Source organism: Acinetobacter gyllenbergii (assembly GCF_001682515.1).
Lineage (GTDB): Bacteria > Pseudomonadota > Gammaproteobacteria > Pseudomonadales > Moraxellaceae > Acinetobacter > Acinetobacter gyllenbergii.
Genome location: NZ_KV575268.1, coordinates 183134 through 203606 on the forward strand (window position 1 = coordinate 183134; position 20473 = coordinate 203606).

The 20473-nt window shown below is 39.9% G+C and carries 20 protein-coding genes; 10 read left to right on the forward strand and 10 right to left on the reverse strand.

What is annotated here, in order from left to right; genetic code table 11:
* The first annotated feature begins 146 nt into the window (after window positions 1-146).
* From NG55_RS17025 to aroC, 7 genes are all read left to right on the forward strand, one after another.
* Window positions 147-452 carry a YcgL domain-containing protein gene (locus NG55_RS17025; protein WP_004653415.1) on the forward strand — a complete coding sequence of 102 codons (306 nt, stop codon included), beginning with the start codon at window positions 147-149 and terminating at the stop codon, window positions 450-452.
* On the forward strand, window positions 445-831 hold the full coding sequence (locus tag NG55_RS17030) for a hypothetical protein (RefSeq protein ID WP_016540179.1): 387 nt from the start codon (window positions 445-447) through the stop codon (window positions 829-831). Before NG55_RS17025 ends, NG55_RS17030 begins: the two co-directional genes overlap by 8 nt.
* A gap of 35 nt (window positions 832-866) precedes the next feature.
* Entirely contained in the window at window positions 867-1718 is an 852-nt protein-coding gene (locus tag NG55_RS17035; RefSeq protein WP_005203533.1) for an AAA family ATPase, read from the forward strand.
* Between the two features lie 12 nt (window positions 1719-1730).
* Window positions 1731-2918, forward strand: a complete 1188-nt coding sequence (locus tag NG55_RS17040) for a vWA domain-containing protein (protein WP_004653418.1) — start codon at window positions 1731-1733, stop codon at window positions 2916-2918.
* Between the two features lie 37 nt (window positions 2919-2955).
* Window positions 2956-4161: a tryptophan synthase subunit beta gene (gene trpB / locus NG55_RS17045; protein WP_065343908.1), complete on the forward strand. Its 1206-nt coding sequence runs from the start codon at window positions 2956-2958 to the stop codon at window positions 4159-4161.
* 126 nt (window positions 4162-4287) lie between these two features.
* Window positions 4288-5298: a 50S ribosomal protein L3 N(5)-glutamine methyltransferase gene (prmB, locus tag NG55_RS17050; protein WP_016540175.1), complete on the forward strand. Its 1011-nt coding sequence runs from the start codon at window positions 4288-4290 to the stop codon at window positions 5296-5298.
* An 11-nt stretch (window positions 5299-5309) separates the two neighbouring features.
* Window positions 5310-6401 carry a chorismate synthase gene (aroC, locus tag NG55_RS17055; RefSeq protein ID WP_016540174.1) on the forward strand — a complete coding sequence of 364 codons (1092 nt, stop codon included), beginning with the start codon at window positions 5310-5312 and terminating at the stop codon, window positions 6399-6401.
* Between the two features lie 107 nt (window positions 6402-6508).
* Here the strand turns inward: aroC and NG55_RS17060 are convergent, their stop codons facing one another.
* Window positions 6509-7738 carry a GGDEF domain-containing protein gene (locus tag NG55_RS17060; protein WP_016540173.1) on the reverse strand — a complete coding sequence of 410 codons (1230 nt, stop codon included), beginning with the start codon at window positions 7736-7738 and terminating at the stop codon, window positions 6509-6511.
* Between the two features lie 295 nt (window positions 7739-8033).
* Here NG55_RS17060 and NG55_RS17065 point away from each other — a divergent pair, with 295 nt between their 5' ends.
* Window positions 8034-8780, forward strand: a complete 747-nt coding sequence (locus NG55_RS17065; protein WP_016540172.1) for an iron-containing redox enzyme family protein — start codon at window positions 8034-8036, stop codon at window positions 8778-8780.
* 108 nt (window positions 8781-8888) lie between these two features.
* Here NG55_RS17065 and NG55_RS17070 read toward each other — a convergent pair whose 3' ends face one another.
* Complete coding sequence (locus tag NG55_RS17070; RefSeq protein ID WP_016540171.1) at window positions 8889-11117, reverse strand: phosphocholine-specific phospholipase C; 2229 nt, start codon at window positions 11115-11117, stop codon at window positions 8889-8891.
* Between the two features lie 27 nt (window positions 11118-11144).
* A complete protein-coding gene (locus NG55_RS21060) occupies window positions 11145-11291 on the reverse strand; it encodes a hypothetical protein (RefSeq protein WP_171257997.1) in 147 nt (48 codons plus the stop codon).
* A 756-nt stretch (window positions 11292-12047) separates the two neighbouring features.
* Here NG55_RS21060 and NG55_RS17075 point away from each other — a divergent pair.
* Complete coding sequence (locus tag NG55_RS17075; RefSeq protein WP_016660247.1) at window positions 12048-12335, forward strand: hypothetical protein; 288 nt, start codon at window positions 12048-12050, stop codon at window positions 12333-12335.
* A gap of 254 nt (window positions 12336-12589) precedes the next feature.
* On the opposite strand, the gene NG55_RS17080 is transcribed toward NG55_RS17075, so the two are convergent.
* Window positions 12590-13288: an NAD(P)H-dependent oxidoreductase gene (locus tag NG55_RS17080; protein ID WP_065343909.1), complete on the reverse strand. Its 699-nt coding sequence runs from the start codon at window positions 13286-13288 to the stop codon at window positions 12590-12592.
* A gap of 129 nt (window positions 13289-13417) precedes the next feature.
* Here NG55_RS17080 and NG55_RS17085 point away from each other — a divergent pair, with 129 nt between their 5' ends.
* Window positions 13418-14443 (forward strand): AraC family transcriptional regulator, encoded by a 1026-nt coding sequence (locus NG55_RS17085; RefSeq protein WP_065343910.1) that lies wholly within the window; start codon window positions 13418-13420, stop codon window positions 14441-14443.
* Window positions 14444-14446: 3 nt separating this feature from the next.
* On the opposite strand, the gene NG55_RS17090 is transcribed toward NG55_RS17085, so the two are convergent.
* From NG55_RS17090 to NG55_RS17115, 6 genes are read right to left on the reverse strand one after another with little or no spacing between them, the layout of a single operon-like run.
* Window positions 14447-15391, reverse strand: coding sequence for a phosphatidate cytidylyltransferase (locus tag NG55_RS17090; RefSeq protein WP_016540167.1), 945 nt, complete (start codon window positions 15389-15391; stop codon window positions 14447-14449).
* Entirely contained in the window at window positions 15388-16038 is a 651-nt protein-coding gene (locus NG55_RS17095; RefSeq protein WP_065343911.1) for a lysophospholipid acyltransferase family protein, read from the reverse strand. The genes NG55_RS17090 and NG55_RS17095 overlap by 4 nt, the downstream gene beginning before the upstream one ends.
* A gap of 7 nt (window positions 16039-16045) precedes the next feature.
* On the reverse strand, window positions 16046-16468 hold the full coding sequence (locus NG55_RS17100) for a hypothetical protein (RefSeq protein WP_065343912.1): 423 nt from the start codon (window positions 16466-16468) through the stop codon (window positions 16046-16048).
* Window positions 16465-17835: a phosphatase PAP2/dual specificity phosphatase family protein gene (locus NG55_RS17105; protein ID WP_065343913.1), complete on the reverse strand. Its 1371-nt coding sequence runs from the start codon at window positions 17833-17835 to the stop codon at window positions 16465-16467. The genes NG55_RS17100 and NG55_RS17105 overlap by 4 nt, the downstream gene beginning before the upstream one ends.
* Before the next feature lie 13 nt (window positions 17836-17848).
* Window positions 17849-19597: a bifunctional alpha/beta hydrolase/class I SAM-dependent methyltransferase gene (locus NG55_RS17110; protein ID WP_065343914.1), complete on the reverse strand. Its 1749-nt coding sequence runs from the start codon at window positions 19595-19597 to the stop codon at window positions 17849-17851.
* Window positions 19598-19607: 10 nt separating this feature from the next.
* On the reverse strand, window positions 19608-20243 hold the full coding sequence (locus tag NG55_RS17115) for a CDP-alcohol phosphatidyltransferase family protein (RefSeq protein ID WP_065343915.1): 636 nt from the start codon (window positions 20241-20243) through the stop codon (window positions 19608-19610).
* Window positions 20244-20473 lie beyond the last annotated feature (230 nt).

The following is a 20473-nucleotide window of genomic DNA, read 5'->3' on the forward strand; positions in this document are numbered from 1 at the left end:
TTTTTTATTTTGACGCATTGTTTTGTCTTTTCGTTTTGTACTTGCCATTAAGACCGCAAAACACGACTCCAGCGTTAACAATCCTTAATGTATCCATTTTTATTTTCATGTATGCTGTCTTTGATTGTTAATAGATGTGAGTAAACATGCACTGCGATATTTATAGATCGAGCAAGAAAGATGAAATGTATATGTATATTGCTCGTCCAAATTATCCTGATGACAAGGAACAAGAAAACCCATTTGAAGGTGTTCCAGAAACAGTTCTACAAGCATTCGGCAAAGCCACCTTTGTCATGCATTTAGAGCTTCATAATGAGCGTAAACTTGCACGTGCTAACGTTTTACATGTGTTAGATTCATTAAATACCAAAGGCTTTTTTATTCAGATGCCACCAGAAGGATTAATTAATCCGAATGCGGTAGAACCAGAGGGCTTACGTGGTGCTTGAGACTTTAACAGCGATATGGTCTAACATTCTTTCGGTTCTGGATCAATTTCCAGAAGAAAATGTTGCGATCATTGTTTATGTTACAGGGACACTCATTGCATTGTGGTGCTGGTATCGTTTGATGTCACGCCTACCCAATCCAATTGGTGGCATCCTTTGGATTATTGCCTTTGCAGTTCTTGCGACTCCAACAATTTCAGAAGGTCCAAACTCGGCCTTAGCGCCAGCAATTTTTGGTTTGCTTTTTGGTGTCCTCACCAAAGAACATGTCTTAGTCTGGTCTAACTTATCATTGATTTTATTTGTCATTGGTACGGGGTTACTGATCGGCTTCTGCTGGTCAAAATACACTGCAAATAAAACTGCAGGTTCAGTTTAGATACAACGTTAAATATAGAAAAATAAGGTTTTAAAATGTCTGCTGATACACAACACTTCACTGGTACAGATCAATATATTGCAACTGATAGCTTAAAGCTTGCAGTGAAAGCTGCCCGTGCTTTACAGAAACCATTATTGGTGAAAGGCGAGCCAGGTACAGGTAAAACATTACTTGCAGAGCAAGTGGCTGAAAGCTTGGGTTTGAAACTGATTACTTGGCATATCAAGTCAACCACCAAAGCCCAGCAAGGTCTGTATGAATATGATGCTGTTTCACGTTTGCGTGACAGCCAGCTAGGTGATGATCGTGTCTACGACATTAAAAACTATATTAAACCCGGTAAATTGTGGGAAGCATTTACCAGCGAAGAGCGTTGTGTATTGTTGATTGATGAAATCGACAAGGCGGATATTGAATTTCCAAATGACTTATTGCATGAACTCGACAAAATGTCGTTCTATGTTTATGAGACTGGTGAGACCATTACCGCAACTCAACGCCCAATCGTGATTATTACCTCGAATAATGAGAAGGAACTGCCAGATGCATTCTTGCGTCGTTGTTTCTTCCATTATATCGAGTTCCCTGATGATGCAACTATGCGTGACATCATTGCAGTACATTTCCCGAATATTTCAAATACCCTAGTCAGTGAAGCACTACAGGTGTTCTTTAAATTACGTGAAGTTCCGAATTTGAAAAAACCACCGTCAACATCAGAACTCATTGATTGGTTAAGCCTGTTGATGGCAGATGATATGCCAGAAGATGTATTGCGTAATCACGATAAATCAAAAGCGATTCCACCCTTATATGGTGCTTTGATTAAGAATGAACAAGATGTGCAATTGCTTGAACGTTTAGCCTTTATGTCACGCCGCTAAGAGTGTTTAAAAATGTTTGTGCGACTGTTTTACACCTTACGCAAATATGGCGTGCCTGTAACAACACGTGAGCTTATTGATCTTAATCAGGCGGTCGCGTCAGGTCTTGTATTTGCAGATCAGGAACAGTTCTATCAATTGGCTAAAACTGTTTTAGTCAAAGATGAGCGCTTTTTTGATAAGTTTGATCGTGCCATGAAAGATTATTTTGATGGCATCGAAACTTTTGATTTAGATGAATTGCTAAAACAAGTTCATAAGCTACCCAAAGACTGGTTTGATCTTGAGCTATTAGAGAAACATCTTACGCCTGAACAACGTGCTGAGCTACAAAAGGCAGGTTCTCTCGAAGAGCTGATGAAAATGCTGGAAGAACGCTTACGTGAACAGCATAAAAAACATCAGGGTGGCAATCGCATGATTGGCACTGGGGGAACTTCACCTTTTGGTGCGTTTGGTGATCATCCAGAAGGTGTTCGTATTGGTGGGCCAGGGCGTAAACGTTCAGCGGTTAAAGTTTGGGAACAACGTAAATACCAAAATCTAGATGATGATCAGGTTTTGGGAACCCGTCAGATGCAAATTGCCTTACGCCGTTTGCGTAAATTTGCCCGCCAAGGCGCTGCTGAAGAGCTCGATGTCGATGGCACCATTCGTGAGACAGCCAAACAAGGGATTTTGGATGTACAGTTGGTCCCTGAGCGTCGTAACCGCATTAAAGTGCTCATGCTGTTTGATGTCGGTGGTTCGATGGATGCATATATCGCAGAGTGTGAAAAGCTATTTAGTGCGGCTAAATCAGAGTTTAAAACCCTCGAATACTTCTACTTCCATAACTGTCTATATGACCATGTGTGGAAGGATAACCATCGCCGTAGTTCAACCCGTATGAATACATGGGATCTATTCCATACTTATGGACGTGATTATCGGGTCATCGTGGTGGGTGATGCCAGTATGGCGCCATATGAACTAAAATCTGCGGGTGGTTCAGTTGAATATATGAATGAAGAGTCGGGCGAAGTGTGGCTTAGACGTTTACGTCAGCACTTTGATAAAACCGCTTGGTTGAACCCTGAAATGGAGGGTTACTGGCATTACACCCAGACCATTAACTGGATTAAAGAAATTTTTGAGAATCATATGTTTCCAATGACCCTAAAAGGTCTTGAGGATATGACACGCTACCTATCGCGTTAAAATTTTATATTAAGACTTTATAAGAACAGGAAAAGACATGGAACATCAAATTAATGGCGTTGCTTTGCCAAATGAAGCAGGTTTCTTTGGCAATTTTGGTGGTCAGTTCATTCCACCACATTTAAAAGAAGCAATGGATGAAATTAATAAGGCCTATGAGGAGATTCGTCATACCGCTGCGTTTCAGGATGAGCTGAATGACTTATTCAAAAACTATGTTGGTCGTCCAAGCCCATTGTTTCATGCCAAGCGTTTGTCTGATCAATTAGGTGGAGCACAGATTTATCTCAAACGCGAAGACCTGAACCATACGGGGGCGCATAAGATTAATCACTGTCTGGGTGAAGCTTTGCTTGCGAAATATATGGGCAAAAGCAAAGTCATTGCCGAGACGGGTGCGGGGCAACACGGCGTGGCTTTGGCAACGGCTTGTGCATTGGTCGGTATCCCATGTGAAATCCACATGGGTCAAGTCGATATTGAAAAAGAACATCCGAATGTCGTGAAGATGAAAATCTTGGGTGCGAAACTGGTTTCAGTTACACAAGGCACAGCGACCTTAAAAGATGCGGTGGATAGTGCTTTTGAAGAATATTTAAAAGATCCTAAAAACTATATCTATGCAATTGGCTCGGTGGTTGGACCACATCCTTTCCCGAAAATGGTACGGGACTTTCAATCAATTATTGGCAATGAAATCAAAACTCAAGCTAATGAACGCTTTGGACAGAATCCAGATTATGTGGTTGCCTGTGTCGGTGGTGGCTCAAATGCGATTGGTGCATTCACCACATTTTTAAATACGTCAGAAGTTCAATTGGTGGGTGTAGAACCTGCAGGTCATGGCCTAGATACCGACAAACACTCAGCCACTTTGACCTTGGGCAAGCCTGGGCAGATTCATGGTATGGCGTGCTATGTGCTGGAAGATGACAACGGTGAGCCGTTGCCAGTGCATTCGATTGCTTCGGGCTTGGATTATCCGGGTGTTGGGCCACAACATAGTTTCCTGAAAGAGCTTGGTCGTGTGCAATATGAAACGGCGACGGATCAGGAATGTTTGGATGCCTTTATGACACTTTCACGGGTAGAAGGTATTGTCCCAGCTTTGGAAAGTTCGCATGCGGTAGCTTGGGCGTTACGTGAAGCGCCTAAGTTGGATAAAGGTATTAAGATCGTGGTCAATCTTTCTGGACGTGGCGATAAAGACTCGGATTATGTGGCAGAAAAGCTAGGCCTATAAGTTCTTGTTGAATATCTCAAGGTTAATAGACCGCTTCGTGTAGAGAGGCGGTTTTTTTATTGTTAAATCAACCTTAATCCCGTTAGAATAAAGCGTTTTGCAATTAGCACTTTTGGAGACGCCTAAGTGGAGCGACCTACAATCAGCCCTGAACATTTACAAGAAGCGGCTGAAAACCTAGTAACCATTCGAGATTTTGTTCGTTTTGGGGTAACCGCAATGCGTCAATATGACGCGCACTTAGGTCAAGGTACTCAAGATTATTTTGCAGAGAGTTCTGCATTGGTACTACAGACACTATCGCTAGAGTGGAAAGCAGATGCTGAAATTCTGGATGCCAAACTTTTACCAAGCGAAAAAGCAGAATTCTTAAGCTTGTTAGAACGTCGTATCAATGATCGTATTCCAACGTCATATCTATTGAACTTGGCCTATTTCTTCAATAAGCCATTTTATGTGGATGAGCGTGTCTTGATTCCACGTTCACCAATTGCTGAGTTGATTGAACAACGTTTCGCGCCGTACTGCCTAGATGAAAATGGCCGTATGCTAGAAGCATTAAATAACTTACCTGAAAACAACAATCCGAAAACACCACAACGTATCTTGGATATGTGTACGGGTTCAGGTTGTATTGCCATTGCTTTGGCTTATGCTTTTCCTGAATCGGAAGTCGATGCGACTGATATTTCAAAAGAAGCATTGGAAGTGGCCTCAATCAACACAGAGCACCACGATAAACAGTATCAAGTTGCATTACTTGAATCTGACTTGTTCTCAAAAATTCCTGCTGAAAACCAATATGACCTGATCGTCAGTAATCCTCCGTATGTGGATGCAGAAGATATGGCGGATTTACCAGAAGAGTTCTTACATGAGCCTGAACTTGCACTTGCTGCAGGTCAAGATGGCTTAGATTTAGTCCGCAAAATGTTAGCCCAAGCAGCTGACTATTTAACGGAAGATGGTTTGATTGTGATTGAAGTCGGTAATTCTGAATGGGCAATGCGCCAGAATTTCAATACAGTTGACTTCCATTGGCTCACTTTCCAAAAAGGTGGTACTGGTATTTTTGCTTTAACTGCCGAACAATGTCGCCGTTATAAAGAAGTTTTTCAGCAATCAGTTCAAAACTAAGGGGTTAAAGCATGGCAGGGAATAGTATTGGGCAACTCTTTCGAGTGACAACCTGTGGTGAATCACATGGTGCTGGCTTGATGGCGATTGTCGATGGCGTGCCACCTGGTCTTGAGCTTTGTGAAGCAGATTTGCAAAAAGACTTAGATCGCCGTAAACCGGGAACATCGAAGTTTGCAACGCAACGTAAAGAACCAGATCAAGTTGAGATTATCTCGGGTGTTTTCGAAGGTAAAACCACAGGAACATCGATTGGTTTATTGATTCGTAACACCGATCAGAAATCAAAAGACTACGGCAATATTGCTCAAACTTTCCGTCCAGGCCATGCGGATTACACGTATACGCAAAAATATGGCTTCCGTGACTATCGTGGTGGTGGTCGCTCAAGTGCGCGTGAAACGGCAATGCGTGTTGCTGCAGGTGCAATTGCCAAGAAATATCTTGCCGAAAAATTTGGTATTGATATTCGTGGACATGTCACACAAATCGGCAATGAAGTTGCTGAAAAACTAGATTGGGCAGAAGTGCCGAATAATCCATTTTTCTGTGGTGATGTGGATGCGGTACCACGCTTTGAGCAATTGGTGACTGCCTTACGTGAGCAAGGCACCAGTTGTGGCGCTAAGCTAGAAATTATTGCTGAGAAAGTGCCCGTGGGTTGGGGGGAGCCTGTATTTGATCGTTTAGATGCAGATATTGCCCATGCCATGATGAGCATTAATGCAGTTAAAGGCGTTGAAATTGGTGATGGTTTTGCAGTCGCAGGACAATTTGGTCATGAAACCCGTGATGAGCTGACGACAGATGGTTTCCTAGCCAATCATGCAGGTGGCATCTTAGGTGGGATTTCAAGTGGTCAAAGCATTCGTGTGGCGATTGCATTGAAACCAACCGCGAGTATAACCACGCCAGGTAAAACCATTACGATTGATCGGGAAAATACAGATGTATTGACCAAAGGTCGTCATGATCCGTGTGTGGGTGTACGTGCAACACCAATTGCTGAAGCGATGTTGGCGATTGTATTGATGGACCATTTCTTAAGACATCGTGCACAAAATGCAGATGTGATTGCACCATTTAAACCAATCGAACCATAATGAAATATTAAGCCGCACATATAATTTATTATATCTGCGGCTTGTATCACATTTTAAAAAATTTAATTAAATATTAGTTTAATATTCATTTAATCATGATCAAGAAATTATAAAGCTTCAGAAACGATATTATCTGATGTTGCAATATGATACTGATTCCGACCATTACTTTTCGCGATATATAATGCATGATCTGCTTGTGCAATAAATTCTGAAAGACTATCACCCATACTCGGAACCATAGTGGCAACGCCTACACTAATGGTCACATGTTTTGATACATTGCTGCGTGGATGCAGAATTCCGATATTACGTACCAATTCCATCAATCTTTGTACCTGTGTAATTGCTTGATCACGATCTGTCATCGCAAAAAGTAATAAAAACTCTTCGCCTCCATAACGCGCCGCTAGATCACCACTACGTGAGGCAATTGAGCCCAACATAATTGCAATCCGTCGCAAGCATTGATCTCCTTGAATATGTCCTAAGGTATCGTTGTAGAGCTTAAAGAAGTCGATATCAATCATCATGATGGTAATCGGCATCTCATGGCGAGTTGCACGTTTCCATTCATTCTCAAGTACTTCATCCAGATAGCGCCGGTTGGCGAGACCTGTTAAAGCATCTTGCTGGGATAAAATAGACAACTGCTGTGCTTGTCGCATGAGCTCCAAACGATTGAGCTCAATCATACAGTTCTGCAGATAGTTCTCACGATGCTGTCGGTCAGTGGCATAAGCAAGTGCCATACCCAGAAAACTGCTGAAGGTATAGGTTCGGTTTAAGAAGGTCCAATCAATCGCACCACTGAGCCAAGTACTGGCTGCAATACCAATCAAACCACCAACCCAGCCCGCAATGATCGCGGTATAGAAGCGCATTCCAACAAAGCCGTAGATGATCACTACGGCATACATCATGGCAGCATGGAACAGGACATTGTTCTGACCTTGCTCCAATACGTTAATGATGGTGAAGGAAATTGCCACAGCACCGGTTGAACCAATACACACGTAGTGATCAAACCACTTGTTCATGATGGGCAGGAACGAGAGTAACCATGCCAATGTAATGATGATACCTACCCAACCGTAGGTTGCCATCCAAGTAATACGTAGGTCTATAGGCAAGACCTGATAGATACCGAAGCTTAGAAATAGATATAAACCTAAAATAATAGGGGCGCGATAGCGGAACTCATGCGCAGCCTCATTTCTATACTGATCTCGATAGATCACTTCTAATTCTTTAGGAAACCAAACTAAATTTAGCCCGCGAGAAATTAACAAGTCGATTTGTTCTTGTCCCAAAATATTGGAAGCTTTCAACTTCATCTTATCTCTCACCACTCCCAAAATGTTCTTATAAATGTCAAAATAGGGATTATTTTTTTACTACGTTACACTGATTTAAATAGAATGTGTATTAGATTATAAAAAAATATTAATTTTTATATAAGAGCCATTGCCTAATATAATGATTCAAGTTTAAATTAGATTCAAGAAATAAAAACTGTTACAAACTAAATCACAAACGATTGTATCTTTACGGTATTAGGATACAATTTATAAAAAAGCAGCAATCATGGTACATGGTTGGATTAAGTCATACGAAATAGGATGCATCGCAATGACTGCTATGAATCAATATGGAACAAAATTAGAAATTACACCTCATTCGGGTTGGGCTCAACGATTCTGGGAAGAATTATTACCCTCAAAAGAGCGGGTCAGCAAACATCCGTTATTCTTAGATATGGCCAATGGTTGTTTAAGCCTTGAATGTTTTCGTTCAGCCTTATTGAACTTCTATCCTTTGGTTGCGCATTTTCCTTCTTATATGGCAGGGTCTTTGGCCAAAGCAACTGCTTTTTCACTTGATGGCGTGACTGAAACCAGAGATTGGTTGATTCAAAACATCAAGGTAGAAGAGCGACATTTAAACTGGTATCAGGACTGGGCGGGGGGCTTTGGTCTGACAGTTGAAATGTTGAATAATGTGAAGCCACCTGTTGCGATGAATGCGGTTAATCACTTTCTTTGGGATGTTAATTTTCGCGGAAGTTTGGCTGAAAGTATTGCAGCAACTAATCTTGCGATTGAATGGGCCACAGGGGATTGGACGATTCAAGTGTACAAAGGGATTCAAACCTATACGCAACATCCTGAAGTAAACATCAATAAGCGTTCTTTAGCATGGTTAAGAGCACATGCACATTATGATGATTTACATCCTTATGAAGCGATGGAGCTGATTAAGCGCTTATGTGATAAAGACCCTGAGCAGCAAAGAAAAGCTTTCTTGGCCGCAAAAGAAGGTTTGGAATATTATGAACTTGCCTTAGATGAATGCTATAAGTTACAGCATAAGAACTGAACGTTTGAGTATTCAGTTTGGACAAAAGCTGATTCATACTGAAAAACAAAAACCTCCTCGGTTATAGTCAAATCCGAGGAGGTGAAAGTCATTATATAGTGTTAATCCTTAAACCATTGCAGGGTCACTCACAGAATCTTCACCTGTTTCAACTCGTCCAGCAAAACGACGATAGAACTTGGCTTCCTGTGTACAGGTCACAGCGAAGTCATACCATTGACCTGTCTCATCCAAATCCCAGTGCTGGGTGAAGCTTTGTCCTGCTTTCACGGTTACTTTCAGTGGAGCATCCGTGCGATAAACCACGGGGCTAATCACCAATTCAATATCCTTCGTCCCTGAGTTTTTGAGGTCGACATATACATTGCCATTGGCAATATCATAGCAAACACGAATCTCAGCATTGATTTGCAGATCTTGATTACGATTCAGATCACCCTTGAAATGTCGATGAAAACCATTCGGCCCCATCACCCAGAGATCATATAAGCCTTGATTGTCTTTTTGCACATTCCATACATCATCTAGGCTTTTTCCTGCTTCGACAATGTAACGGCGCGGAACTCGACTTAAATTTAATTTGTCATAGACATGAAAGACAGCACCTTGTGTTCCTGTATTTGAGAACAACAGCTTGACAGTCCCATCATTTTGGCAACGTGCACTGCTATGTAGTTCATAAGGCAGTGCTTTAGAACGACGGATACCACTGGCTTGGATTGGCATTTGCAAATTGCTTGGAATAGGCACATTGGGTAATTGTTGTTGTGCATGACGAAGTTGATCGGCTTGTTCACGGGTTTGTTTGCCATTTAGTGTTGGTAGTGCATCTTCATTGGGGGTTTTAAAGTTAAATGCAGAAGTGAGATCTCCACAAATTGCACGACGATAAGGACTGATATTGCTTTCTTTAACGCCAAAACGTTTTTCAAGGAACATCAACACTGAGGTATGGTCAAATACTTGAGAGTTAACAATCCCCCCACGACTCCAAGGTGAAATTACAAAGAGTGGAACGCGAGGGCCTGGGCCATAAACACCATTGTCTTTTTGGGGTTGGCTGGTACTGCCTAGTGGTGCGTCATGCACATAATATTCATGGCGCATATCTGCTTGGCTGAGCGTTGATTTACCTGCATAAGTATTATCCGCTTGTAATGTCGGTGCAGATGGCGATGGAACATGGTCAAAATAACCATCATTTTCATCAAAATTGATCAGGAATACGGTTTTGCTCCACACCTCAGGGACGGCTGTTAAGGCATCCAGTATTTCCTGAATAAACCAAGAGCCTTGTACTGGGCTAGATGGGCCAGGATGTTCACAGTAAATGGAAGGGGCATTGATCCAAGACACCTGTGGCAATTTTCCAGTTTTGATATCATTTTTAAATGCATCTAAAAATTCTTCTGGTTTATTGCCGGGTAAAGTATTGGCAACGCCTTTATAAAGTGGATTTTTAGCATTGTCTGTTGTTGCATCATAAGCTTTGTATGGCAGTGTTTGTGCAGCCTTGTTATAAGGACTATTGGGTGCACCACCACTCGAAACAGGAAAACCAGAATCGATATTGGCTTTTCTAAACGTGCGGAATGCACCTAACATGTTATCGCCCCATTCATCAGGCATATTTTGATAACAAATCCAGTTGATTCCCGCTTCTTCTAAACGTTCCGCATAGGTTTTCCATGTATAACCGACATCAACCGTTTTCGGATCGCCATCAATCCAGTCCCATTCATTATTGACGAATGCGGTACTGGTTGGCACTGCACCATTGGTGCCTGTGAGATGAAATGAGCGATTGGCGTCTGTGCCTGTATGCATAGAACAATGATATGCATCACAAATGGTAAACGCATTGGCTAAAGCGAATTGGTAAGGAATTTCCTGTTCCTTGAAATAACCCATCGCATAGTCTGTTTTATAGGTTGGCCAGTTAGACATACGGCCATTATCCCATGCTTTTTGGCTATCTATCCAAGTATGGTTGGTGCCGGGCGCACGTTGCGCATTATTGCTAGAACCATCTAAATGAAAGGGAGTTAATAACGCGCCATTACTACGTTGTTGTTGCCAAACTGTACGACCATTGAGTAAAGGAATGGTCAGGCGATCAGCAAAACCACGTACACCTTTTAAAGTTCCAAAATAATGGTCAAATGAGCGGTTTTCCTGCATGAGGATCACCACATGCTCAACATCTTGGATGGTTCCTGTTTTATTGTTGGCTGGAATTGCTAATGCTTTTTGAATACTTGCTGGAAAAGTTGTTAAAGCGGCAGCACCAAAACCTGTTTTAAGTGTGTTTGCTAAAAATTGACGACGATTAATCACGCGATTTCCTCTTATTGTTCTTTATGTTTATGGCGCACAGCGCATGACTGGTTTTTTGGCATCATCAGGTTTCGCTGCGGCCTGATCGTTATTTGAATTATTACACGCGGTGAGTGCCAATAGCATGGGAACAACATAAAGACATGAGAGCCATCGTTTCATCTTTTTCAACATCTGCTTCATCCATATTAAAGATGTCAACACACTAGACAGCGCTTATGACAGCACCGTTTCATTTATATGAAGATTCATATAAAAATGAGAGCAAAAGCAAGATTGACCAAAAGAGAGTTAGACTATTTTAGGAAGATTTGGATCTCATCTCATGTAGAAATGGTATAGGTTTTTTATTAATTAATTGATATTTATCATTTATCTTTGAAGTGACGTTGAAGATGGAAACAACGAATGTCTCAGTGCAGCAATGTCATTAAGCAACCATTATGAATATATGTCTTTATATAATATATTTTTCCTTTTAATTTTTAGATTTAAGTCACTATTTACAATAAAAATATGAAGAAATTAACACTATTGAATGTCGCAATTGTTAATTTTTAGACAGACCTCTCTAGTATAATCGTACGGATTTTAAGCAATTTTAAAATCAAATAAAGGAGATAAAAATGAAAAAATACACAATTTTACTCCACGACCTAATGATTTCAAAATAGATGTTAATGGTTTTGTAAAGAATGGAAGTGATCCTTATGCACGAGGGGTGTCATTATTTGATAATTCTAGTAGTCTAATTTCAAAGGGAATGACCCCACATAAGGTTGATCCGAAGACTCTTCCAGTAGGATTAGGAATTTTTCAAAGAGGTTCAGATCCAAAACATTTTGAAATTCTTCCTACTCCTGGAACTTTTTTAACTCCTGAGCAATATATGTATTTGTGTTCTCAAATGAAATGTGTGAGATGAAACTAATGGAAAACTATACTATTAACTCACCTGATGATTTTCAGGATTATGATTGGGAATATGAAGCTAAAGGATGCTTAGAAATTGATGTCACAATTTTTGAAGATTCTTATATTTTTAATTTTTATGATATGAGAAGAATCTATAGTGTGGAGAATGCTAACTATTTTGGCAGCAATTGTTTCTATGATAAAAATTTAGTTCTGTTGTCAAGTGTTAATTTGAATAATATTAAGGAGTTCTTGAATCAAATTGTGGAAAGAAATGAATTATCATATTTTATTAAAAATTAATTAATCAACACATTATTTAAGCCGATGTTTTGTCTCGTTCGATCATTGTAGGGTGGAATGCCAAACAGGTTAATCTTTAATATTTCGTAAAAACCCTGACCAATTATTCATTCGTGAGTAATTGGTTTTATTTTTCCAATAAGATAAGAAGGGAGGATCAGCTACTGAGCTAAGAAAGACCTTGGCAGTAATGCTCAGAGATTTTCATGCTTTGAAAGAGTCTGATCCCATTGATTTCTTCTATATTACTGTTCTTATAACGGATTCATTCTATCGTCAAAATTTTCCAGTAGTGGAAATACTAAGGGCTGTAGATTATCTATATTTTGCAAATACTGCTCAAAATCAATCACAATCTTCTGTCTATCTTCCTGACTGATATAAGGGACATGGTAGGCAACAAATGGAGGGAGAACGTCAAAACCAACATAGGCAAGCGTACCACGTTGCAATGATGACAAATAATGCTCCAAAGGCCCATGTACAGAACCTTCACCAAACATATGATCACGCCCACCGAGTGTTAAACACAGCATGGCCTTTTTACCACGCATACCGCCATGATTATAAAAACGTTTACCACCGTAGAATAAGCCAGATACGAATACACGATCAATCCAACCTTTCAAGATGGCAGGTACAGAAGTCCAATACAAAGGAAAGCTAAAAATAACCAGATCAGCACGTTGAACTTTTTCGATTTCAGTTTGGATATCGGGTGCCAAGTGTTGCTGTTTAAAGGCATGACGTTGCTCAAGTGCATAATTAAAATAATCGGCTTGACTCAAACTCTCAAAATCCTGCTTTGAGGCAACAGGATTAAAATTCATGGCATAGAGATCAGAAACTTCGACACTATGACCTTGCTGTTCAAAACTATGTTGTGCCGTATTTTTCAGTGCTGTAGTGAATGACAATGGTTCTGGATGCGCATGTACAATCAAAATATGCATGATTTAATCCCTTATCGCGGTGAATTTTCAGATCGTTCTACTATGCTTAAATGAAGAAAGGTGTCATAGTTCATTAACCGCCAATATTTACCATTTCACGCCAATTTATTCTTCAATTATGGAGCGACAATGAATCCAGAATTACCCGGAAGTTATGTCAATCTTTTGGTTGAGCTTATACAAAAGAGGGGGATTTCTTCAGAACAGCTCTTGGCAGGTACAGGAATTTCTAAGCAGACGTTAACAGCACCATTTTGGTATGTCGACTTTAATATTTTTAATCATTTATTAGAACGGGCAGCATTATTGACAAATGAAGCTGCAATTAGTTTATATCTAGCCGAAGACATGAAAGTCTCTTGTTATGGGCATGTGGGGATTGCGGCAACGGCTTCTGAAACACTGGGAGAGGCGATTGCTGTACTAGAGCAATTTATTGGCTTACATTGTTCTGTATTTAAACCCAAACTGAAGATAGATGGAGAGATGGCGTATTTAGACTTTGATCAGCCATCACCAAAGTTTAAGCTAAATCGACATGGTATGATGTTTTTGATTCTAGGCTTTTCACAAATTTTGGAAAACTTGGCTCAAGACAAACTTGGAATCTGTTTTCAGTTCCAGCAAGATAAACCTGATTTTTATAAAAACACTCAAAAATTTAATGAAATGAATATGCACTTTAATGGAGAGAAGGATTGCCTGATCTTTAACAAAGCGGCTTTATCACTTCCCTTAAAGAGTGCTGATGCGCTATTAGCACGTCTCAGCAAACAACAATGTGAGCAAGATGCTGCTAAGCTTGCGCTGAAAAGGGATCAAAAAGACCGTTTAGACTCACAGGTCAAAGCGCTACTCTATGACGAACATCAGGGTTTCTTATCATTAAAGCAGGTTGCGACGAAGCTCCATCTTTCCGAACGCACTTTACAGCGTCAATTAAACAGCAAACAAACTTCTTTTCAAATTCTTGTCGCTGAAGTACGCCGCAAACAAGCCGAACATTTATTAAAACAGCCTAAACTTTCGATTGAGCAAATTGCCGAACGTTTAGGTTATGCCGATATTTCTCATTTTTCACGGGCATTTAAGAAGTGGACCAATGTGACACCTAAGTTTTATCGTGAAGTCAACATTGGTCATTCTTCGCTTTAAGGCTTAGCTCCACCAATAGCGTAGGATATGGAAAAAGATTGGCGCAGAGAAACAAATAGAGTCAATACGATCCAACATACCGCCATGGCCTTGAATGAGCTGTCCCCAATCTTTTACGCCACGGTCACGTTTGATGGCAGACATCACCAGTCCACCAAAGAAACCAAAAATACAGACAATCAAACCAATCAACGCTGCTTGCCAGTAAGTAAATGGGGTCAATGCTGACATCAACACACCCAGTGCGGTTGCCAGAATGATGCCACCTAGCAGTCCTTCAACTGTTTTTGAAGGGGATAAGGTTGGTGCAACTTTATGTTTCCCGAATAGCTTACCGCATACATATTGCAGTACATCTGAGGCTTGAACCACCATAATCAGCCAAATCGCTAACCAAATTTTTTCCCCTTTAAATTGAGGTAAATCTAGGTTTAACAGGGCTGGAACATGTGAGATACAGAACACGCTCACCATTAAACCCCATTGGATTTTGGCACTGCGTTCCAAAAAGTGTGTGGTATCTTCTAGCTTTAAACTTGCAATTGGAATCAGTAAGAATACATACAACGGAATGAAAATCGAAAATAGTCCGTACCAATTGGTATAGACTAAATAATATTGATAGGGAATAACAAAGTAGAACGCGATCAGCAAAGGCAGATAGTCGCCACGACGTGTTGGTAATAAACTAATAAATTCGCGTAGTGCAAAAAACGAAATAAGGCCGAATAGCACAATAAAAGCAGTTTTTCCCAATAGAATGGCGGCTGCCAAGACAATCAGCATGATCCACCAAGCATTGATACGGGCATTTAAGTTATCAATCACTGGGGAAGGGGTAATGCCTGCTTTCTGTTTGAGGATAAAGCCAATACTTGAGGCGATAATCAAAATCACGGCAAAGATGCCAAACAATAAATACGTTTGTTGTAAGTTGTCTAAACTCATTGATTCTCGGCCTCTTTTAATTTTAATAATTGCTGCTGAGCATGTTGTAAAAACTGTTGCTTATCTGCGAATTGATTGAGGACTAAAGGTTCACCAAAAATAACAGTAGAAAGTAAAGGTAGTGGGATAAAAGCACCTTTGGGCATCACCCGTTTTAAGTTAGAAATCCAAACGGGAATAACCTCAACATCGGGGAATTGTTGACTGAGATGAAACAGTCCACTTTTGAACTCAAGGAGTTCAACATCATCATTTAAGTTACGGGTTCCTTCAGGGAAGAAAATAATGGAATAGCCTTCCGCCAAAACATCTTTAACTGGTTGTAAGGGATCTTGTTGATCGCTACGATTGCGTTGAATGGTGACACCCGAAAAGGTGTCTTGAATCAAAAAACGCCTAAATCCATCTTTCAGCCAATAATCAGACGCTGCGATTGGGCGAGTTTGTCTGCGTATATGAATGGGTAAGGAAGACCATAATAAAATGAAATCGATATGACTATTATGGTTGGCATAGTAGATACGCTGCTTAAGTTCTGGTTCACAGCCGACCCATAAACTTCTTGCACCCGTTAATAACCGTGCCCCACGACGGGTAAGGAAAGCAATAAAACGTGCAAGGGATTGCGTAATTATATTTTTCTTCATTCAACTTTCATCTATGCGCTAATTTATAAAACAGTATGATGAATACAGCATATTGTACCAACACGATAGCAATTTGTATTTTGAGTAATTTCAAACATCCCTTGAAGCGTTCAGACCATTCACGGCCAGTTTTATTCGCAGGGATCAATTTCAAATTTAACAGTGATTGATCGAGTTGTTGGGTAAGAAGGTCTATATCCTCTGGTTGGTCCACCATATACTGTAACAGACCACGATCAAACTCAATTCGAATAAATAAGTAATGATGAATCGCCAATAGTCCACTTACGAGTAAAAGTGGAATCAAGATTGGTATGCTTGAAAATAAAAATAGGCTCACAACTGACAAAACAAAGACCAAATAGCCGGACTTTAAAATACTCTGACTCTGTTTTAACAGGCGTGTTACTACAAAAAAATTCATTTTCATTGTGGTATCTCCTGAGTAAGCAGCACTTGAAATTTTTTAATTTCAGCAATATGCGTCTCACTCAAAACAATCCAAGGGCGAGATTGTTGGATTAAGGCAATGGCGTCTTCAACGCTAGTCGCGTGATTCTGCTGTAATAACCATGCAATCAATATGCTACAGCTACGCGAGTAACCAAGCGCACAGAAAATCAGTATTTTTTGCTGTTTATGGCTGTCTATAACAGGTTGAATAAAATCATCGAATGCTGCTGCGGCAACCAATAATTGCTGACTTTGGACAGGGATTAAATCAAGTGTGCTAAATTTTTCATAGTGTTGCACCTGTTGATTTAACGCTAACTCAGCACAGCAATCAAATAAGGCATTGTATTGTTTACTATGTTCAGCAGATGGAATACGACCCAGATAGAGATCCACGTCGTTTAAGTTCAGAATCAGGGAGTCTTCAGGGTGTCGATAAGTCCATAATCGACTATTTAGCCTTGCCACTAGAAAATAAGGAGCAAACAGTAAGTATGCAGCAACCGTCATTCGGCCATTCTGTTGTTTTTGAAAAAAGTGTGGTCGAACTGTTAAATAAGCCAATGCAACTAGCAATAGACTGATGGTTGGATATAGCATCCATAACCAAGGACCTTTAAATAAAAATACAGGTATCAGACACAGTAAGGCGCCTATCAGATAAAAACAGCCTAATTTTAAATGTTTGTATGTACGTTGTTGTAATGGATCTTTTTGATAAGGTGCTTTCACTGTAAGTGGAAATAGCCATAAACATAGCGCACCTGCCAGTAAACCCAATGGAATATCAATAAAATGATGCTGCCATGTGGTTAAAACAGAGAGTCCGATCAGGAATGACCAAACATGAACCAACCAACGGTAGCTTGGCTTGATGTGTCGACGATAAAAATCCCACAAAATCACCAAAAGCACGATATGTAAGGAAGGTGCTTGGTTAAAGGGTTTATCAAAACCCATGAGCACATCAAACCAGAGTCCAAAGAACCCATCTAACTCGGCTCGTTGAAAACTAAACTTGAGCGGATAGATGATAAAGCAGCTGATGGAAATGAGTTGGGCAAAAAATAGCCTAAGTGAATGTTGTTTTAATTCAAATTTATTCCAACATAATAGCAAAGATAAACCATAGAAAAGATCAATCGACCAATAAGGTACAATAGTCCATGCCCAAAGTGGAATGTGATGTTCCCAAGCGAAAACGATACTTGGAACATGAGCTAAACTCGATGCGTACTGATTTGCAAAACCATAGGTTAAAAAGAAAAAAGGGGCTAAAAAGACTAAACAGAGTAGCCCCCATTTCCATGTACCTGGTTGACGATCTAAGATATTATTTTGCATAAAAGGTCTTTATTTAAATTTTTTGAGCAACAGAAACCGTAAAAATTCCAAATTCATCAATGCATTGATCCACTTTTTTAAAGCCAGCTTGTTCAACCAGTGCATCCATTTCGGCTTGTGAGCGTAAGCGCATCACCCAGGCATCACCTTGACGGTGTGAAGTTAAAGCACGTGCAATAAATTCTTGCTGCGGGTGCCAAATTTGTCCTGTGTAAATCAGAAAACCACCTTGTAACATGGCTTGATGAATACCTGAAAGAGATTGTCTTAATAAGTCATTATCACTAAACAGCTCATAAAGCCCAGATACAATGACCAAATTTGGCTTTGGTTTCACTTTGGCCAATGACGCCGTGTCAAAGGCATCACCGAGTTCAAATTGGGCGATATTGTCCAGTTTTCGTTCTTGGATTAATGCAGAACCAGACTCAACATTTAATTCACTATAATCTCTAAGTAACACTGATTTTGGTGGAGTTGGCAATTGGCTCACAGCATCTAAAATATAACGACCATGACCCGCTGCAATATCTAGGATGCGAATGTCTTTACGTTGCTTATTTAGAACTTGTGCATATTTCGCCAATAACTGCTCGATATGCTGTTTACGCACGCGGATGCCACGCCAACCAATTGCATTTAAATACTGTTGATCAATAATATTGCCAAGAATGTTTTTGCTTTCACCTTGATTTCGATAAACAAAATCTAAAGTACTGCCAGAGTCATAACCGGTATCTTCACCAATTTTAAGACCACGGGAGAATTTGCTGCCGAGTTTTAAATTACGTTTGGTTAAATTCCAGAACAGATTCTTGATTGAAGAAGCGGGAAGTGGACTACTCAATTGTTCAGCAGTTGCACAACTTGAACCAATTTTATCGGCATTGAGTACATCTGGCGCTAGATAATCTTCAGCAAAGCTTTGCAAGATAAAACGGCGAATTTTTTCGATTGCAATATAACGATCTTTTTCACCTAAAGTATCGTGATAAAAACCATCTAAAACATGAAATTCTTTACGTGGATGAGGAAGTTTTTCATAAAATTGTTGTTGTGGCTTACGGAATACCACAAAGTCTGATCCAGAGCATAAAACTTGTGTGGGAACAAAGATATTTTGTGCATCATTGACGATACGTTCTGATGCTGCATATAAACCCAACAGCATTCGTACCGAAATGGCTTTGGCAATTTGTGGGTCGGTATCATAGGTTTTTGCACGCTCAACATCATGCGTCAGCATATTGGCTTTTACATAACTGGTAATAAAGAAATTACCTTTAAGTTTGCTTAGAACCGTTAAACCTGTTTTCGCAAATGGTACATACAGTTTAATATCAAATGCGGGCGAAGCTAGACATAAGGCTCTGATTTTTGGTGCATAATCATGGACCCAAGTTGCTGCTAAAACAGCGCCAACGCTTTGACCAATAACTGCAATATTGGTTGATGAAATATTATACGTGGATTCGATATGTTGCACAAAATATTGGATATCTTTCACACATGCAGAGAAACTTGGCGCATCACCACGTAAACCTGGTGATTCACCATGCCCACGCGCATCCCATGCAAAAAAATCAAATTCTGGTAGATTAAGCTCATTGACTAAATGTGCCATGCGTCCGGAGTGTTCGTGTCCACGATGGAATAAAATAATTGCCTTTTTTGTGTCTTTTTCTGTAGCTGCTGACCAATGTTGATAGGCTAACTGAGTATCATCATGGCTGGTAAATACATGTTTTTGCGAACTTTGCATCTGATTTTCCTTAAAGTTGAATACTATTTTTAATACGGTTATAAATTGTCAAAATCAATAGTGCTGCAATAAAAATAAGCAGTCCATTACAGATGTAAACGATTGAATTAATGTAGTTATTTTCAATTAAATACGGGCTAAAACTGACAAATACAGCAATTAAACTAAACCAAAATGCACGATCACTTTTGCCCATAGGACCATCATAACGACGTTCCTGACCAATTAATGGTGCCATAACTCCAGCATATTCACTCAGAATCGCTAGAAAGACAACTAAGCCCAACAGAAATGGGTTGATGAAAGCTAAGCCTAAAAAACACAGATAAAGCGCAGAATCGGAGATGACATCACAAATTTCATTTAAATAGGCGCCAAGTTTTGATTGTTGATTAAACTCACGTGCGAGCATGCCATCAATTGCATTAAAGCCCATACGAACTAACATCCATACAGGAAATAGTAAAAACAGGATTATAGGTTGTTGGTAAAGATGTAGGCAGTAAAGTGCGACAGCTAATCCAACAGAGATAAACATGGCTAAGAGCGTAACTTGATTCGCCGTGATCTTTTTTGAGTAAAGCCATTGTACAAATGGGCGAAGTAAATTTTGAAATGCTGGTTTTAATTGATAAATCGAAGGCATTGTTATTGGAATAAACACATTTATATAGTGAAAGCATTGTGTTTAATATTTAAGTGCATGTCAACATACATCAGGATTTGAAAGAAAGTGGACATTATAAAAGTCATTACATATCAAATTATTAATATGGTTTTATTTCGTATAATGTATATTATGTTAAATAAAAGATTCTAAAGAACGGCACGCTACTCACTACTGGTGGATCGTGCCGCATTTGACTAAATTTAATT